The organism is Chelatococcus sp. KU-N122 (assembly GCF_055391085.1).
The window spans coordinates 2729559-2744276 of sequence record NZ_AP043981.1 but is presented as its reverse complement, the minus strand read 5'-3'; the positions used below and the strand labels follow the sequence as shown (position 1 = coordinate 2744276).

The 14718-nt window shown below is 69.4% G+C and carries 12 protein-coding genes; 9 read left to right on the top strand and 3 right to left on the bottom strand.

The features are described 5' to 3' along the window. The first annotated feature begins 260 nt into the window (after positions 1-260). Genes ACZ5PO_RS12350 through ACZ5PO_RS12330 form a run of 5 tightly spaced genes read left to right on the top strand, consistent with a single transcriptional unit; the run spans position 261 to position 5821 of the window. Positions 261-1004, top strand: coding sequence for a class I SAM-dependent methyltransferase (locus ACZ5PO_RS12350; RefSeq protein ID WP_464193762.1), 744 nt, complete (start codon positions 261-263; stop codon positions 1002-1004). Further along, positions 1001-3163: a TonB-dependent receptor gene (locus ACZ5PO_RS12345; protein ID WP_464193760.1), complete on the top strand. Its 2163-nt coding sequence runs from the start codon at positions 1001-1003 to the stop codon at positions 3161-3163. Before ACZ5PO_RS12350 ends, ACZ5PO_RS12345 begins: the two co-directional genes overlap by 4 nt. Then, positions 3160-4065, top strand: a complete 906-nt coding sequence (locus ACZ5PO_RS12340) for an ABC transporter substrate-binding protein (RefSeq protein ID WP_464193758.1) — start codon at positions 3160-3162, stop codon at positions 4063-4065. Before ACZ5PO_RS12345 ends, ACZ5PO_RS12340 begins: the two co-directional genes overlap by 4 nt. Next, complete coding sequence (locus ACZ5PO_RS12335) at positions 4062-5069, top strand: FecCD family ABC transporter permease (RefSeq protein WP_464193756.1); 1008 nt, start codon at positions 4062-4064, stop codon at positions 5067-5069. The genes ACZ5PO_RS12340 and ACZ5PO_RS12335 overlap by 4 nt, the downstream gene beginning before the upstream one ends. After that, a complete protein-coding gene (locus tag ACZ5PO_RS12330) occupies positions 5066-5821 on the top strand; it encodes an ABC transporter ATP-binding protein (RefSeq protein ID WP_464193754.1) in 756 nt (251 codons plus the stop codon). Before ACZ5PO_RS12335 ends, ACZ5PO_RS12330 begins: the two co-directional genes overlap by 4 nt. A gap of 74 nt (positions 5822-5895) precedes the next feature. Here ACZ5PO_RS12330 and ACZ5PO_RS12325 read toward each other — a convergent pair whose 3' ends face one another. Beyond that, positions 5896-7293, bottom strand: a complete 1398-nt coding sequence (locus tag ACZ5PO_RS12325; protein ID WP_464193752.1) for a carbohydrate porin — start codon at positions 7291-7293, stop codon at positions 5896-5898. Between the two features lie 355 nt (positions 7294-7648). Here ACZ5PO_RS12325 and ACZ5PO_RS12320 point away from each other — a divergent pair, with 355 nt between their 5' ends. From ACZ5PO_RS12320 to ACZ5PO_RS12305, 4 genes are read left to right on the top strand one after another with little or no spacing between them, the layout of a single operon-like run. Beyond that, positions 7649-8557 (top strand): metal ABC transporter substrate-binding protein, encoded by a 909-nt coding sequence (locus ACZ5PO_RS12320; RefSeq protein WP_464193750.1) that lies wholly within the window; start codon positions 7649-7651, stop codon positions 8555-8557. Further along, entirely contained in the window at positions 8544-9407 is an 864-nt protein-coding gene (locus tag ACZ5PO_RS12315; RefSeq protein ID WP_464193748.1) for a metal ABC transporter ATP-binding protein, read from the top strand. The genes ACZ5PO_RS12320 and ACZ5PO_RS12315 overlap by 14 nt, the downstream gene beginning before the upstream one ends. Continuing rightward, positions 9407-10288 carry a metal ABC transporter permease gene (locus ACZ5PO_RS12310; RefSeq protein WP_464193746.1) on the top strand — a complete coding sequence of 294 codons (882 nt, stop codon included), beginning with the start codon at positions 9407-9409 and terminating at the stop codon, positions 10286-10288. Before ACZ5PO_RS12315 ends, ACZ5PO_RS12310 begins: the two co-directional genes overlap by 1 nt. Beyond that, entirely contained in the window at positions 10285-11148 is an 864-nt protein-coding gene (locus tag ACZ5PO_RS12305) for a metal ABC transporter permease (protein ID WP_464193744.1), read from the top strand. Before ACZ5PO_RS12310 ends, ACZ5PO_RS12305 begins: the two co-directional genes overlap by 4 nt. A gap of 137 nt (positions 11149-11285) precedes the next feature. On the opposite strand, the gene metE is transcribed toward ACZ5PO_RS12305, so the two are convergent. Both metE and prpB read right to left on the bottom strand, forming a co-directional pair. Next, on the bottom strand, positions 11286-13643 hold the full coding sequence (gene metE / locus ACZ5PO_RS12300; RefSeq protein WP_464193742.1) for a 5-methyltetrahydropteroyltriglutamate--homocysteine S-methyltransferase: 2358 nt from the start codon (positions 13641-13643) through the stop codon (positions 11286-11288). A 150-nt stretch (positions 13644-13793) separates the two neighbouring features. Continuing rightward, the gene (gene prpB / locus ACZ5PO_RS12295) at positions 13794-14711 is read right to left on the bottom strand and encodes a methylisocitrate lyase (RefSeq protein WP_464193740.1); all 918 of its coding nucleotides are present in this window, start codon (positions 14709-14711) and stop codon (positions 13794-13796) included. Positions 14712-14718 lie beyond the last annotated feature (7 nt).

Genomic DNA, 14718 nt, shown 5'->3' with positions numbered 1-14718 from the left:
GCTTCGTTCGCGGTGACGTGCCACTGACGTTGCCGCCGAGGCCCGATCCCGTGACCACCATCCCCATCGTCCGCGTCCCCCAGCATGCTGGCGCGTGCCCGCGCGCCGTGGGCGGAACTCTGCGCTCGGCGGCGGACCGGAACGGCGCGAACGCCAGACATGGGCCTGCTCATCGGCGTTGCATCGTGTGTGCTGGCGCCGGGTTGCCTCAGGCGAGTATTTGAGTAACGTTATAACATTGCATATTGGAATCCACGCTCATGTCTGACCCGCCCGCCCGGCGTCCTGTCGATCCGCTCGGCCTCTACGCATCCGGCATCGATACGTCCGACTACGCGGCCAAGGTCGCGCCGCTGCTGCGCCAGGCCGTCGGCCGCTTCGGCCACTTCCTCGACGTCGGCGCCGGCGGCGGCCAGCTCGGGCGCGCGCTGCGCGACCCCGGCTGCCACTGGACGGCGATCGAGCCGGCGCCCGTCATGCGAGCGCGGCTCGCTGTGCCCGACGGGCCGTCGCGAATCGTCGCCTGCGACTGGCAGGAGGCGACCGGTATCGGCCGCTTCGACACCGTGCTCGCCGCCAACATGCCGGCGCCGCTCCAGGCCCCGCTGCCCTTCCTCGCCCGCTGCCGGGAGTGGAGCGCCGGCCCCGTCGCCTGGGTCGTGCCGGCGCAGAACGGCCCGCGCGGGCTGTGCCTGGCCGGCTGCCTGCCCGCCGAGTGGCATGGCGAGGACGAGACGCCCGGCGTCGACATCGTGCTCGCGGCGCTCGGCGACGCGCACCGGCCGGACGGCATCCGGCTGGCCGACTGGACGTTTTCTCTGGTGGTCGCCGACATCGGCGCCGTCGCCGCGTACCTGGCCGACCGGCTGGGCTGGAGCGACGCGGACGCGCGCAGGCCAACTCTCGCGGCGCGCCTGGAGCGGCTCGCCGTGAACGAGGCCGGCGGCCACCGGCTCGACGTGCCGAGGCGATCGGCGATTCTCACCTGGGGGTGCAAAGCGTGATCTCGAGAACAGTCCGACATGGCCTGGCGGCAGCCGTCGCGAGCGGCTTCGCCGCATGTCCCGCCGCAGCCGAGGACGTCACACGGCTCGACGAGATCGTCGTGACGGCGACCGGCCTGCCGGAGGAGCGCAGCCGCATTCCCGGCACGGTGCAGGTCATCGACCAGCAGAAGATCGAGCATTCGACGGCCAAGTCGGTGACCGACCTGCTCGCCGAGAACGCGGTCGGCTTCTTCAGCGAGTGGACCCCCGGCCAGACCTCGATCAACATCCGCGGCGGCTCCACCGACGGCCAGGGCAAGGACTTCCGCAGCCAGGTGCTGGTGCTGATCAACGGCCACCGCGCCGGCACAGCCAACCTCTCCAAGCTGTCGCTGGCGCACGTGGAGCGCATCGAGATCGTGCGCGGCCCGTCCTCGGTGATCTACGGCAGCCAGAACATCGGCGGCGTCATCAACATCATCCTGAAGACCGGCCGCACCGCGCCCGGCAACACGGTCGAGACCTCGGGCGGCAGCTGGGGGCTGATCCAGGGCCGTGCCGCCACCGGCGGCGTCTACGATGCGGTGGACTGGTACTTCGGCCTCAACGGCGGCCGCAGCGACGACTACGATGCGGGCACCGGCGGCGGCCGCCAGATCAACACCGACTGGGCGCGCAAGGGCTGGGCCGGCGCCATCGGGCTGCAGATCAACCCGGACCACCGCGTCGATGTCAGCGTGCGCTCGGACGGCATCTACGATGCGGGCTTCCGCGGCTCGGGCGCCAACTATCTCAGCCGCGACGACCGCTACAACCAGGGCGCCGACGTCACCTACAAAGGCCAGTCGCCTGACGGCCGCGTCGGCCTGATGGCGCAGGCCTATTACGACAACGACGTGGACCGCTTCAAATGGGCCTCCCCCGTGCAGCGAGGCTCCAACAACCTGCCGGCGAAAGGCACCGCCGCCGATTTCAACCGACGCCGGCTCGAGGTCTACGGCACCCGCATCCAGCCCTGGGTCAACCTTTGGGAAGGCAACAAGCTCATCCTCGGCTGGGACTGGGAGACGAGCCCGCTGCGCTCGGACCGCTATCGCCAGGGCGTGCCCGGCAACAGCCTGTCGCAGATCGCCCCCATCGACAACAATCAGACCGACACCGCCAACGGCTTCTATGCGGAGGATTCGCAAACCTTCTTCAATGAGAAGGTGACCGTGCGCGGCGGCATCCGCCAGACCTACGGCACGACGAGCTTCGATTGGACGCCCAACCTCGCCAACCAGCGGCCACGCACCATCCCCTACAGCGCCACCACCTACGCCACCGGCGCCACCTACCAGGCCCTCGACTGGCTGGGCTTCCGCGTCGGCGCGTCCTCCGGCTTCCGGGCGCCGACGGCGAGCGAGCTCGCCGCGGACTTCACCGCGCTGGGCGGCGGCCGCACCTTCGGCAACCCCGACCTCAAGCCGGAGACGGCGGAGCAGATCGAGGCGGGCATGACGCTGACCGGCCCTGGCTGGCGCCTGGACACTGCGGTGTTCCAGAACGTCATCTCCGACCGCATCATCACCAGGCTCAGGCCCGGCGTGGCCAACACCTCCGACTACGCCAACAACGCGGCGGACGTGGTGGTGCGCGGCATCGAGATGCAGTTCGACACCGACGTCTTCCGCATGCTCGGCCAGGATGCCGGCACCTGGCGTTGGACGGCCTATGCCAACGGCTTCTATAATTTCGAGATGACCGACAAGGGCGCGGCCGTCACCGCCAACACCAACAACGTCGAGCGCATGTACAAGTACGAGGCGGCGATCGGCACACGCTTCGGCCAGAAGCTCGACCGCTACGACTGGTCGTTGCAGATCCAGGGCGTGCTGCGCGGCCCCATGTGGTACAACACCGAAGAAAATCTGCTGGTACCGTTCGCCGAGCCCAATCGCGAATACATCCACCGCAAGGACCCGTTCTGGGTCTGGAACGTGCTGGCGGAGGTCGAGGTCTTCAAGGGCGTCAAGGTCTTCGCCGGCGTCAACAACGTCTTCAACGTCAACGAGCATCCGATCTTCATCGGGCTGGACAAGGCGCCGATCCTCGCCGACGTGCGCTTCTACAACGGCGGCTACGGCACCTCCATGCCGGGTCGTCAGCTGCTCGCCGGCGTGAAGGCGCGCTTTTGAGCCGGGCGCGCATCGCACAGTGCGTTGTCGCCGTCGCGGCCGTGCTCGCCGCTGCGACGCCCGCACGGGCCGAGGCGGTCGCCCTGCGCGACGCCATGGGGCGGGATGTCGTGCTGCCGCGTCCCGCCCGGCGGCTCGTCACCATCTTCGCCTCCAACACGGAGCTGGTGGCGGCCCTGGGCCTCGCCGATCGCATCGTCGGTATCGAGAGCTACACGCGCTACCCGCCCGACGTGGCCGGGCATCGCCCGCTGGTCGGCGGCAGGCTCGGCTTCTCGGTCGACCGCATCGTCGCGCTGGCGCCGGACCTCGTGGTGCTGACACCGTCGCGGCAGGCGATGCACCAGGTGCTCGACCCCATGTCCCGGGTCCGCATTCCCGTGCTGGTCCTGCTCGCCCGCTCGGTGGACGAGGTGCTGTCCAACATCCGCCTGCTGGCGCGGGCGACGGGTGTTCCCGAGCGCGGCGAGGCGGTTGTGAGTCAGCTGTCCGACCGCATGGCGGCCGTCGCAGCGCACATCGGCCGACGGGCGCGGCCCAAGGCCCTGCTCATCACCGGCCAGCTCGGCAACGGCCTCATCCTCGTGGTGCGCGAGGCCACCTACACCGCCGACGCCCTGCGTCTCGCCGGGGCCGATCTGGCGCTCACGAGCGCCTCGGGCCTGCCCCAGGTCTCGCCCGAAGCGGCGATCGCCGCCGATCCGGACGTGCTGCTGCTCGCCGGCCGCCAGGACGAGCTCGACGCTCTCGTCGCCCGGCCGGGCTGGCGCAGCCTGCGCGCGGTCAGGAACGGCCGCGCGCATATCGTGCCGCGGGCCGAGTTCCTGATCCCGGGCCCCCGCACCGTCGACGGCATCGAGCGCCTGGCGCGGCTGCTGCATCCCGGCGAGCGAGCCCCATGATGCGTGCACCGCGCTTTGCCCCCCGCCCCTGGCCGCTGGCCCTTCCCGCCGCGCTCGCCCTCGGGGTCGGGCTCGGCGTGTGCGCCGGCCACGACTGGGCGAGCCCTGTCGACGTGGCGGCGGCGTTCGCCGATCCGGACACCATGCGCGCCCGGCTGCTCCTGGACTGGCGGCTGCCGCGCGTGCTGGCGGCCGGCCTCGTCGGCGCGCTGCTCGGCCTCGGCGGCGCCATCTTCCAGGGCGTGTTCCGCAACCCGCTGGCCGAGCCCTACCTGCTCGGCAGCGCCGGCGGCGCGGCCGTCGGCGCCACTATCGCCCTCCTGGTGCCGCTCGGCCTGCCGGCGGCGCCGGTGCTCGCGGCCCTGTCGTTCCTCGGCGCCTGGGGCGCGACCTGGCTCGTGGTGCTGTTCGCCCGCATCGCCGGCCATCTCGACGCCGCCGGGCTGCTGCTCGCTGGCGTCGCCGTGGCCGCGATCCTCGCCGCCATCCGCTCGTTCCTGATGTTCGCGCTGTCCGACGAGACGGTCAGCCTGCAGGTGGTGCTGAGCTGGGTGCTGGGCGGCGTGCAGACGCCGACCTGGCCGGGCCTGGCCCTGCTCGCGGCGCTGACGGCGGGCGTCTTCGCCCTGGCACAGCGGCTGGCGCACGGCCTCGACCTGCTCGGGCTCGACGAGGACCAGGCGCAGGCGTTCGGCCTCGACACCGTCCGCTTCGTCTCGCGCGCGATCCTCGTCGGCGCGCTGATCGTCGCCGTGGCCGTCGCCTACGGCGGGCTGGTCGCCTTCGTCGGGCTCGTCGCGCCCCACGTGGCGCGCTGGTGGGTGGGGCCGCGTCACGGCGCGCTCCTGCCCGCTACCGCCGGCATCGGTGCGGCCATCGTCCTGGTGTGCGATGCGCTGGCGCGCGCCGCCCTGCCCCCCGCGGAGATCCCGCTCGGGCTGATCACCGCCCTGGTCGGCGGCCCATTCTTTCTCCTGGTGCTGGCGCGGAGGCTCCGCGCATGAGCGCGCTCGGCGCCGACGGCGTCGAGGTCCGGCGCGCCGGCCGGGCCATCGTCGCGGATGCCAGACTCACTCTCGAGCCCGGCACCCTGGTCGGATTGATCGGCCCCAACGGCGCCGGCAAGTCGACGCTGCTGCGGGTGCTCGCCGGTCTCACCGCGCCGACGGCCGGCCGCGTCACCTGCGCCGGCCGGGACGTGGCGACGATGACTACGGCGGAGCGCGGCCGCGCCATCGCCTACGTGCCGCAGCATTTCGCGCCGGCCTGGGACTATTCGGTGCGTGACCTGCTGGAGCTCGGGGCCGCGCGAGCCGAGCGGCGGCCCTCCGTTACGAGCCTGCTGCGCGACCACGACCTGACGGCGCTCGCGGCGCGCCGCTGGTCGCAGCTGTCCGGCGGCGAGCGCGCCCGCACCCTGCTCGCCGCGGTGCTGGCTGCCCCCTGCCCCGTCCTGCTCGCCGACGAGCCCGGCGCCGCCCTCGACGTCGGCCACCGCCTGGCATTGCTGCGCCGGCTCAAGACCGAAGCCGGGCGCCGGACGGTGGTCGTCGTGCTCCACGATCTCGATCTCGCCGGCCGCTTCTGCGACCGGCTGGTGCTGATGGCGGGCGGCGAGATCGTGCTCGACGGGCCGGCCGGCACGGTCATCCGCGACGAGGCGCTCGACCGCAGCTTCGGCCTGCGCTTCCGCCGCGTCGCGCTGGCGAGCGGCGCCCTCCATCTGTTTCCCGTCGAGCCCTCCGCGCAGGCCTGACCGGCACCGGCCGCGTCGACAGCCTCGCGGCGCTGGAACCGAAGCGCGCCCGCGCGAGCCGGGCCGCCGCCCGCTCAATAGCGGATATTCGTTCTCAGGCCGAGGACGAGGGCATTCTTGACCAGCGTCGTGCCGGTGGGATCGTTGGGGTTGAGCACGCGACCGCCCGGATTGAAGATGTACTGGATGTCCGGCTGGATCGTCCAACCGGGCACGATCTGGGCCTGATACGTGGCCTCGATCACCGCCTCGTAGCGGCGCGTCGGCGTGTAGGTGCCGGTGAAATAGAAGGCGTCGCGATCGGCCGAGCTCGCGTCGGCGGAAATGCCGGCGTAGGCGAAGGCGACGCCGAAGGTGTCGTTCGGGCGCGAGGCGATGAGGCCGTTGATGCTCACGCCCGCGTCGGCGTAGAAGCTGATCAGGTTGCGGTTGCCCGGCGACACGCCGCCCCGGGCGAAGATGCCGATGCCGCCGCTGTCGGAGCCCGGCAGCCGATAGATGGTCTGGTCGAGCACGCCGTAGACGCCCCAGTCGCCGCGATAGCGCCGCGGGATGCCGGCGCTGTCCGGGTTGGCGAGCAGCAGCCCGTCGGCGCCGACGCGCAGGCTGTCGAAGCGGTTGGAATTGTACCACGCCCCGAGCTTGAGCGTTCCCGGCAGGCTCGACGGGTCCTTGACCTCGCCGTAGTTGTAGGTGGCCTCCGTGATGGCCAGCGTGCCGGCGAAGCGCGGCATGCCGTAGCGGTCGCAGTGCTGGGCGTTGTCCTGCAAGCAGGAATTGCCCGCCGGATCGCCGGTATAGACGCCTGCGCGCACGGTGAGGTTGTCGGTCGCCGACCATCTCAAGAGCGCCGCGGGGCCCGCCAGCGGATAGGCCGGGCCGCCCGCCGGCATGTCGATGCCGTTGATGCCCGGCCAGCCGAACGTGCCGCTCACGAACAGGCCGGCGTTCTGGCTGATCCAGAACACCGAATCGATGGCGAGCTGGCCCACGCGCAGCGACATCTTCTGGTCGAGGAACGACTGCTCGACCCAGAACTCGAACATGCGCCACGTCGGCGTGGCCTCAGCATTGCTGATCGTCAACAGGCTGCCGAGATATTTGCTCGAGAGTCCCTTGCCTTGAATGTTGAAGGCGCTGGCGCGGAAGGTGGCGCCGTCCCACCCCGCCAGCTTGCCGAGGTCCGCGTCGAGCGAGAACTGGATACTACCGTCGTAGACGGTTCCCTGCTTGATGCCGCCCGTCGGATTGCCGAAGACCTCGCCGATATACGATATGTTGTAGTTGATGCCGCGGCTCCACAGCCAGCTGCGCGAGCCGCCGATATCGCCCCACGGGCCGAGTGACGGCCCGATCGTCGGCGGGTCCTGCGGGTAGCCCGGCTGCGGCGCCTCGCTCGTCGTCTGGGCAGACGCCGGGCTACCGGCGCACGCGAGCAGGCCGGACAGTATCAGGGCAGCGACGGCGCGCATGGGGATCTCCTTCAGCTTCGAGACGATGCAATCGCGCGCCGCAGTGCGCAAACAAAAAACGGGCAACAGCCCATCTAGCGGAAGCAATGATGTGCCCATGTCGCAGTTACTTCGTCCGACCAGCTGCGGCGGGTTGGAAGTTCGGATCGATACGACTGCCCAAGGCCACTCTAGATGATCATTTTTGTCTAAGGCTAATTCGACTGAGCACGCGTAGCTTGTGAGCGTGCGGTTGTCCCATCGGCGTTGCAACGGTCGTATTGCAATTGCAAATGATTTGCAATAAGCATGAGCCTCGTTTTTCGAACGTCCCCTCGACGCCAGACGACGCGACCAAGAACTGGAGCCGCCGAACATGTGCTATTTGAAGGCTGTCCGGGCCCTCGGCCTGGGCCTCGTCCTTGCTGCGGGCGTGTCGGCCGCGCACGCCGACGATGGCAAGCCGAAGCGGATCGTGACGACGTTCACGATCCTCCAGGACATCGCGCAGAATATCGCCGGCGACAAAGCGATCGTGGAATCGATCACCAAGCCGGGGGCCGAGATCCACGACTATCAGCCGACGCCGCTCGATATCGTGAAGGCGCAGTCCGCCGACCTCGTGCTGTGGAACGGCTTCGGCCTGGAGCGCTGGTTCGAGAAGTTCTTCCGCAACGTCGGTGGCGTGCCGAGCGCCGTCGTGACGGCGGGCATCGAGCCCATGGGCATCGCCGACGGGGCCTATTCGGGCAAGCCGAATCCGCATTCGTGGATGTCGCCCGCCAATGCGGTGGTCTACGTGGAGAACATCCGCAAGGCGCTGGGCCAGCTCGATCCGGCCAATGCCGCCACTTACGACGCCAATGCGGCGGCCTATACGAAGGAGCTGGAAGCTCTGAACGCGCCGATCTCCGCGGCGTTGGCGAAGATACCCGCCAATGCGAGAACGCTGGTGAGCTGCGAGGGGGCTTTCTCCTATCTGACGCGGAACTATGACCTCAAGGAGCTCTATCTCTGGGCCGTCAACGCTGACGAAGAGGGGACGCCGCAGCAGGTGCGCAAGGTGGTGGATGCCGTGCGCAAGAACCGCGTGCCGGTGGTCTTCTGCGAAAGCACGGTCAACGACAAGGCGATGCGCCAGGTGGCGTCGGAGACCGGCGCCCGCTTCGGCGGCACGCTCTATGTCGACAGCCTCACGACCGACGACGGGCCGGCCCCGACCTACCTGAAGCTTCTCGACTACAACGCCAAGACCATCCTGCGGGGCTTCAATGTCGGCAACTAGCGCGATGCCGGCGGCCCTGTCTCTGCCTGCAAACGACATCCGCCCCGCGGTCGCGGTCCGCAGCCTCACGGTCGCCTATCGCGGCGGCAACATCGCGCTGTCGGACGTGAGCCTCGACCTGGCGGAGCCCACCATCTGCGGCCTGATCGGCATGAACGGCGCCGGCAAGTCGACGCTGTTCAAGGCGATCATGGGCTTCGTTCCGCCGACCCGCGGCTCTGTGGCGGTCTGCGGCCGGCCGGTGGCCTGGGCGCAGAAGCAGAACGTGATCGCCTACGTGCCGCAGACCGAGGAAGTGGACTGGACCTTCCCGGTCTCGGTCCGCGACGTGGTGATGATGGGCCGGCAGGGGCGCATGGGCTTCCTGCGCATTCCGTCGCGCGAGGATGCCCGCATCGTCGAGGAGAGCCTGGCACGCGTCGCCATGGAGCGCCTTGCCGATCGGCAGATCGGCGAGCTCTCGGGCGGCCAGCGCAAGCGCGTCTTCCTCGCCCGCGCCCTGGCGCAGAGGAGCACCATCATGCTGCTCGACGAGCCGTTCACCGGCGTCGACGTCAACACCGAGCATGCCATCATCGGCATCCTGCGCGAGCTCAAGGCATGCGGCCACATCATCATCGTCTCGACCCATAACCTGTCGAGCGTGCCGGCCTTCTGCGATCAGGTGATGATGATCAACCGGAGCCTCGTCGCGTTCGGCCCGGTCGCCGAGGTCTATACCACGGACAATCTCGGGCAGACCTTCGGTGGAGCCATCCATCAGCTGCCGGTCGGGGCGGTCGTGTCCTCACCTCGGCCGAGCGAGGCAAGCCCCATCGGGCGTCTCGTGGCGAAGGGAGCGTCGGCCTGATGGACGGCTCCCTCCTGGCTCTGCTCGCGGAGCCGTTCGGCTACGGGTTCATGCTGAAGGCCATGTTCGGCGGGGCGGCGGTCGGGGCGCTCTGCGGCCTGCTGTCGTGCTTCGTGACCCTGAAGGGCTGGTCGCTGCTCGGCGATGCGCTCTCCCACTCGGTCGTCCCCGGCGTCGCCGTCGCGGCCATCGTCGGCGCGCCGTTCGCCCTCGGCGCCTTTCTCACGGGGCTGTTGGCCGTGCTCGGCATCGGCCTCGTCGAGCGCAATACCGCGCTCAAGAACGACGCGGTGATCGGCGTCGTGTTCACCGCCTTCTTCGCCGCCGGCCTGTTCCTCATCTCGGTCGTCCCCACCAACGTCCGCGTCCAGACGATCCTGTTCGGCAACCTGCTCGGCATCTCCGACGGAGACCTCCTGCAGGTCGCCGGGGTCGGGGCGCTCTGCCTCGTCGTCGTCGCGCTCAAATGGAAGGACCTGCTGCTCTACTGCTTCGACCCGAGCCATGCTCGGGCGATCGGCTTGAACACCAACGCCATCCACCTCGTCCTGCTGGCGCTGCTGTCGCTCGCGGCGGTCGCGGCGCTTCAGGCCGTGGGCGCTCTCCTCGTCGTCGCCATGCTGATCACGCCCGGCGCCACCGCGCTGCTGCTGACGGACCGCTTCAGCCATACCCTGATCATCTCGCCACTGCTCGCCGCGACGGCGGCGATGGCGGGCGCCTATGCCAGCTTCTACCTGGACGGCTCGGCCGGCGGCGCCATCGTCGTGCTGCAGACGGCCATGTTCGGCCTGGCTCTCGCCTTCGCGCCCAAGCACGGGATCGTGGCGGCGCGCCGTCGGCGGGCACGCGAGATCATCGCCACGGAGCGGGCCACATGAGCGTTCTCGTCGATTGTCTCGACGCCATCGTCGAGCCGCTGCGGCACGCCTTCATGCTGAGGGCGCTGGCGGTCGGCATGTTCGTCTGCGCCGTCTGCGCCGTGCTGTCATGCTTCATTGTCCTGAAGGGATGGGCGCTGATCGGCGACGCGCTGTCCCACGCCGTGCTGCCCGGCATCATCGTCGCCCACATCGTCGGCCTGCCGATGGCGCTGGGCGCGGTCGCCAGCGGCGTCGCCTGCGTGCTGGCCGCCGGTGCGGCCCGCAACGTGACGCGCATCAAGCCCGATGCCCTGCTCGGCATCTCGTTCACCGGCTTCCTGGCCGTGGGGCTCATTCTGCTGGTCGCCACGCCGAGCGACATTCACTTCGTCCACGTGCTGTTCGGCAACCTGCTCGGCATCGAGGCGGGCGACCTCGTCCAGACCCTGATCGTGGGTACGGCGGCCCTTGCCGCGGCCATCGTCATGCGCAAGGACCTCATCCTGTTCTGCTTCGATCCCGGGCAGGCGCGGGTGCTCGGACTGTCGCCGGCGCGGCTCGAGCTGATCCTGCTCGTGCTGGTCGCCGCAACGGCGGTCGCGGCCTTGCAGGCCACCGGCGTCTGCCTGGTCGTCGCCATGCTGATCGCGCCCGGCTGCATCGGGTTCCTCCTGACGCAGGACTTCGGCCGCATGACGCTGATCGCGGTCGCCTCCGCCTTGCTGGCCAGCGTCATCGGGACCATGGCGAGCTTCTGGCTGAACGGCGAGACGGGCGCGACGATCGTGCTGGTGCAAACCGCGCTCTTCGCCCTGGCGTTCCTGTTCGCTCCACGCCGGGGCCTTCTGCGGCGCCGGCTGCATCCCCAGGCCGGCTAGACTCGTCAAATAGCGCTATCCGCTCAGATGATCATCTGAGCGGATAGCGATGCTGCAACTCTCTGAGTCAGCAGCGCTTCGCGACTTGCGGCCGCTTACGCGCCCTGGCGAGCGATAGCTTCAACGGGAAGATCCGTTCATCCGCCCGAGGCGCGAACCTGCCGCGCCGCCGCGACCATGTTCACGAGCGCCGGCCGCACCTCCTCCCATTTGCGCGTCTTCAGCCCGCAGTCCGGATTGACCCATAGCTGGCTATCGGCGAGCCGGCCGCGGGCGAGCGTCAGCAGGCTCGTCATCTCGTCGGTCTCCGGGACACGCGGGGAGTGGATGTCGTAGACGCCGGGGCCGATCTCGTTGGGGTATTTGAACGACCTGAAGGCGTCGAGGAGCTCCATCTTGGAGCGGGATGTCTCGATGGAGATCACGTCCGCGTCCATCGCGGCGATGGCATCGATGATGTCGTTGAACTCCGAATAGCACATGTGGGTGTGGATCTGGGTCTCGTCGGCGACACCGGACGAGCAGAGCCTGAAGCTGTCCACGGCCCAGTCGAGATAGGCCCCCCACTCCGACGTCCGCAGCGGCAGGCCTTCGCGAAGCGCCGCTTCGTCGATCTGGATCATCGCGGCGCCCGCCGCCTCCAAATCGGCGACCTCGTCACGAATGGCCAAGGCGATCTGCCGGCATGAGATGCTGCGCGGAACGTCGTCGCGAACGAAGGACCAGTTCAGGATGGTGACCGGTCCGGTCAGCATGCCTTTCAGGGGCTTGCGGGTTTGCGCCTGGGCGTACTGCCACCAGCCGACGGTCATCGGCGCGGGGCGTGAGACGTCGCCGAAGAGGATCGGCGGTCGTACGCAGCGCGAGCCATAGGATTGCACCCAGCCGTGCTTGGTGAAGACGAACCCCGACAATTGCTCGCCGAAGTATTGCACCATGTCGTTGCGCTCGAATTCGCCGTGCACCAGGACGTCGAGGCCGATCTCCTCCTGCCAGCGGATGGTGCGCGCGGTTTCCTCGCGCAGGAACGCGTCGTACGCGGCGTCCGTCAGGGCGCCCTTTGCGTGGGCGGCACGCGCTTTGCGCACCTCGTCGGTCTGGGGGAAGGAGCCGATGGTCGTCGTCGGAAAGGCCGGCAGGCCAAACCGCCGCCGTTGCACCTCGGCGCGAGCCGGAAAGCCGCTCTTGCGCCGGGTCATGTCCGGCGTGATCGCGGCCATCCGGGCCCGGACGGCCGCATCGTGCACCTTCGGCGAGGCCCGGCGGGCGGCCGCGGCGGCGGTGGACGCGGCCAACGCGTCGCGGACGGTGCCGCGGCCGGACGCGAGCGCCGCGCCCAGCGTCGCCAGCTCGCCCATCTTCTGGACGGAAAAGGCGAGCCAGCTGCTCACGTCCGCGTCGAGCCCGGCTTCGAGCTCGAGATCGATCGGCACGTGCAGCAGGGAGCACGACGGAGCGATCTGGACGTGGTCGATGCCGCGTCTCGCGACGACGGGCTCCAGACGGTCCAGGAGCGGCTCCAGGTCGGCGCGCCAGACGTTGCGGCCATCGATGATGCCGAGCGAAAGGACGCGCCCGCGCGGCAGTCTGGGCAGCACGGTGTCGAGCTGGTGCGGCGCACGCACCAGGTCCAGATGCAGGCCGGCGACGGGCAGCTCCAGCGCCAGGTCGAGATTGTCGCCGAGGCCACCGAAATACGTGGCCAGCATGATGTTCAGCTGCGGCAGTGCATCCGCGATGTTTGCATAAGCCTTCCGCAGGGCCTCACGCGTCGGCTCGTCGAGATCGAGCACCAGGCAGGGCTCATCGAGCTGGACCCAGTCGGCGCCGCTTGCCGCCAGCCGCCGCAAGACATCGATGTAGACCGGCAGCAGCTCGCCGATCAGCGACACCGGATCGAGAGTCGGGTCCTTGCTCTTGCCGAGCTTCAGGAAGGTGACGGGCCCGAGCAGCACGGGACGCGTCTGATAGCCGAGCGCCCTCGCCTCACGATATTCGTCGACGGGCTTCAGCGACGCCAGCTCGAAGCGCTGCCCGCGGCTGAACTCCGGCACCATGTAGTGGTAGTTGGTGTCGAACCACTTGGTCATCTCCTGGGCCGGCGCCCCGCCGCCATGGTCATCCTGGCCGTGATCATCGCCGCCATGGCCATGGGCGCAGGCCGCACCGTGCCCCTGCGCGCCACGGGCCATGGCGAAGTAGGTCGCCAGGGAGACCGGGCCGCCCGCCCAGCCGTAGCCGGCGGGAATGGCGCCGACCATGACGCTGGTATCGAGCACCTGATCGTAGAGCGAGAAATCGTTGGACGGGATGATGCTCACGCCGAGCGCCCGCTGCCGGGCCCAGCCCGCAGCCCTCAGGGCGGCAGCGGCCTCGAGCAGTGCTGCCTCGCTGGACGTGCCGGACCAGTAGGATTCCAAGGCGAACTTGAGCTCACGGCGCGGGCCGATGCGCGGCGTGCCGAGCGTTGCGATTGGAAGAGAAGAGATAGACACGGCTCAACCCCAAAAATGGGGGCAAAGGCCGAGTGGACGCGGGATCGGCCGATCGAACGGCCCGATCCTGAGCGCACCACCGGGGCACCCCGCCCGAGGACGTTCATGGTGTCGCGACTTGCATGGTGTCGCGACTTGCCGACCGATCGCCTATTCGGCGGCGAGCGTTGGCAGGACGGTTTCGACGATCGATGCGTCCAGCGCCTCGTAGGCGTGGAGGCCGATCAGCTCGTACAGTTCCGCGCGCGTCTGCATCTCGTCCAGCATCGCCCGGGTGCTGCCGTCGCGGCGAATGGCGGCGTAGAGCTTCTGCTGGGCCTTGTTGGCCACCCGCAGCGACGACACCGGCCAGATGATCATGCGGAAGCCCATCGCCTCGCACTCGGCGGCGGCGAGCTCCGGCGAACGGCCGAACTCCGTCATGTTGGCCAGCAGCGGCACGCCGGGCAGGCGGCGCGCGAACTCGCGGAACATCTCGGCGTTGGTCAAGGCCTCCGGGAAGATCGCGTCGGCGCCGGCCTCGACGTACAGCCTGGCCCGGGCGACCGCCCCGTCGAGGCCTTCGCTGGCCGCGGCATCGGTCCGCGCGATGAGGTAGAGATGGCGGCGCGCCTTCGCCGCGGCGGCGACCTTGGCGGCCATGTCGCGGGCATCGGCAAGCCTCTTGTCGTTCAGGTGGCCGCACTTCTTAGGCAGCAGCTGGTCTTCGATATGAACGGCCGCCGCACCGGCATCCTCGAAGGCGCGCACCATGTGCATGACGTTGAGCGCCTCGCCGTAGCCGGTATCGCCGTCGACCAGCACCGGCAGGCCGCTGGCGCGCACCACCTGGCGGATGAAGAAGGCCACCTCGTCGACCGTGATGATCCCCAGATCCGGCAGGCCCATCGACGCCGTCATGGCGGCGCCGGACAGGTACAGGGCTTCGAAGCCGGCCGCCTTGGCCTGGAGGGCGGCCATGCCGTTGTGGGCGCCGGGCATGCGCAGGATGATCCCGCGCTCGACCAGGGCGCGGAAGCGCCGGCCGGGCGCCTCCGACGGCAGATCCGCCGCGACGAGATAGGGCATCGACATC

Coding starts and splice junctions, on each gene's coding strand:
- ACZ5PO_RS12350 (WP_464193762.1), top strand. CDS start 261: ATGTCTGACCCGCCCGCCCGGCGTCCTGTCGATCCGCTCGGCCTCTAC.
- ACZ5PO_RS12335 (WP_464193756.1), top strand. CDS start 4,062: ATGATGCGTGCACCGCGCTTTGCCCCCCGCCCCTGGCCGCTGGCCCTT.
- ACZ5PO_RS12330 (WP_464193754.1), top strand. CDS start 5,066: ATGAGCGCGCTCGGCGCCGACGGCGTCGAGGTCCGGCGCGCCGGCCGG.
- ACZ5PO_RS12325 (WP_464193752.1), bottom strand. CDS start 7,293: ATGCGCGCCGTCGCTGCCCTGATACTGTCCGGCCTGCTCGCGTGCGCC.
- ACZ5PO_RS12320 (WP_464193750.1), top strand. CDS start 7,649: ATGTGCTATTTGAAGGCTGTCCGGGCCCTCGGCCTGGGCCTCGTCCTT.
- ACZ5PO_RS12315 (WP_464193748.1), top strand. CDS start 8,544: ATGTCGGCAACTAGCGCGATGCCGGCGGCCCTGTCTCTGCCTGCAAAC.
- ACZ5PO_RS12310 (WP_464193746.1), top strand. CDS start 9,407: ATGGACGGCTCCCTCCTGGCTCTGCTCGCGGAGCCGTTCGGCTACGGG.
- ACZ5PO_RS12305 (WP_464193744.1), top strand. CDS start 10,285: ATGAGCGTTCTCGTCGATTGTCTCGACGCCATCGTCGAGCCGCTGCGG.
- prpB (WP_464193740.1), bottom strand. CDS start 14,711: ATGCCCTATCTCGTCGCGGCGGATCTGCCGTCGGAGGCGCCCGGCCGG.